Origin of the sequence: Longimicrobium sp., assembly GCF_036280135.1 — a bacterium.
GTDB lineage: Bacteria > Gemmatimonadota > Gemmatimonadetes > Longimicrobiales > Longimicrobiaceae > Longimicrobium.
In genome coordinates, this window is the sequence record NZ_DASURI010000405.1 from 1 (window position 1) to 2223 (window position 2223).

General features: G+C 74.9%; 1 protein-coding gene. It reads left to right on the forward strand.

Annotated features, from left to right (window positions below):
* Positions 1-1871, forward strand: a 1871-nt coding sequence (locus VFZ20_RS13035) for a transglycosylase SLT domain-containing protein (protein WP_329684326.1), incomplete at its 5' end; no start/stop codon positions are given.
* Between the last annotated feature and the right edge of the window lie 352 nt (positions 1872-2223).

Genomic DNA, 2223 nt, shown 5'->3' on the forward strand with positions numbered 1-2223 from the left:
CCGCGCTGGCCCTGCTGCGCGCCGGCCGCGTGGACGATGGCGTGCGCGCGCTGGACCACGCCCGCGAGGCCATCCCCGCCGTCAGCGGGTGGGCGGCCACGCTGGCGGCCGAGGCGCTGGCGGAGCGCGGAGACACGGCCCGGGTCCGCGCGTTCGTGGAGGCGGAGGAAGACGACCTGCCCGCGCCGGGCCGCGCCCGCGCCGCGCGCCTGCGGGCGCAGCTGGCCGCGCGAGACGTGCCCGGCGCACGCGCGCTGGCGCTGCGGCTCCGTGAGCAGGCCGCGGACCCGGCGGAGCGCGCGGCGCTGGACGTGGCCGCAGCGCAGGCCATGCTGCGGCTGGGCGACACCGAATCCGCCCGTCAGCGCCTGCGCGCCGCCCTGGCCGAGGCGCCGTCGGTGGACGCCGCGCGGCTGCTGAACGGGCTTGCGGGGCTCACGCCGGCGGACCGGCTGGCCATCGGCACCGTGTACGACCGCGCGGGGAACAAGACGCGCGCCATCGACGGATACCGCGCGTACCTGGCCGCCAACCCCGGCAACGCGGACGTGCGGCTGCGGCTGGTGCGCGCGCTCTTTGCCGCCGGCCGCTACGCCGACGTCTCCGCGGCGGCGGCTCCGCTGTACGCGGCCGGCGGCGCGGAGGGCGCCGAGGCCATGTACCTCACGGGCCGCGCGCAGTACCGCGCCGGCAGCCGCGCGGAGGCGCGCGCCACCTTTCTGCGCACGGCGGACCGCTTTCCCGGAACGCCGTCCGCCGCCGAGGCGCTGTTCCTGGTCGCCGACATCGCGCACGACGCCAACGACCTGGCGGGCGCGCGGGCGGGCTACCAGCGCACGGCGCAGCGCGCGCCGGGAACGGAGCGCGCCGGACTGGCGCTCATGCGGCTGGGCGGCATGGCCATGGTGTCGCGCGACTTCGCCGCCGCGCAGGCCGCGTTTGACCAGGGGCGTGCCGTGCCGGCGTACTGGGCGCAGGCCACGTACTGGGCCGGCCGCGCCCGCGCCGCGCGGGGCGACTCCGCCGGGGCCGCCGCGCTGTACCGCGAGGTGCGCGGGAAGGAGCCGCTGAGCTACTACGCGCTGCAGTCCGCGGAGCGGCTGCGGCAATCGTACTGGCCCATCCCCCTGGCCGGCGACTCGTCCACGGTGGACGCGGACGCCGTGGAGACGGTGGCGCGGTGGATGTACGCCGTGGACCTGCTGCGCGCCGCCGGCCTGGACACCGAGGCATCGGCGGAGGTGGCGCGGCGGGTGAAGGAGGCGGGCGAGAACCGGGCGCTGCTGTATCCGCTGGCGGAGGCCATCAACGAGCGCGGCTACACGTCGCAGGGCATCCGCATCGCCCTGGCGCTGCAGCAGAAGGACGAGCCCGTGAGCGCGCGCTTTCTCCGCATCCTGTATCCGCTGCCGTACCGCGGCATCATCGAGGGCGAGGGGCGGGCGCGCGGGCTGGAGCCGGCGCTGGTGGCGGCCATGATCCGCCAGGAGTCGTGGTTCAACGCCACGGCCGTGAGCGGGCCGGGCGCGCGCGGGCTCATGCAGGTGATGCCCGAGACGGGGCGCGGCGTGGCGGCGGGGCTGGGCATCCAGCAGTGGGACGCGGAGCTGCTGTTCAACCCGGAGATCAACGTGGCGCTGGGCACGCGCTTCTTGGCGGACCAGATGCGCGCGTACGACGGCTCGCTGCCCAGCGTGTTCGGCGCGTACAACGCGGGGCCGGGGCGCATCCGCACGTGGAGCCGGTTCCCCGAGTACCGCGACGAGGAGCTGTTCACGGAGCGCATCCCGTTCACGGAAACGCGCGACTACGTGAAGATCCTCACCCGCAACATGGCCCTGTACCGCGGCCTGTACGACTTCGGGGAGTAGGCTTTTCCGGATCGTCCGCGATTGTCATCCTGAGTCATTCGGCACTGCGCGCACCCTGCGGGATGAAAGCCACCGCAGTTCAACCTCCCCCAGGGGTTATTGGGGGAGGTGGGCGAGCTCCGCGAGCCCGGAGGGGGCGCGCGCGCAGAGGCTGCCACCAGCTCCCGAGCCTGCACTTTCTATTCAGGGTCCCGCGCGGACCTCGCCCGTGCGGGATGCGCGTGGCCCCGAAGGATCTTGTGCGCGAAACTCGGGGCCGGCTTCCATGCACGGAAGCCGGCCCCGAGTCTCGCATACAAGATCCTTCGTCGCCGCCAGAGTCCTTCGCGCGGTCTGGAACTCGCGGCGGCTC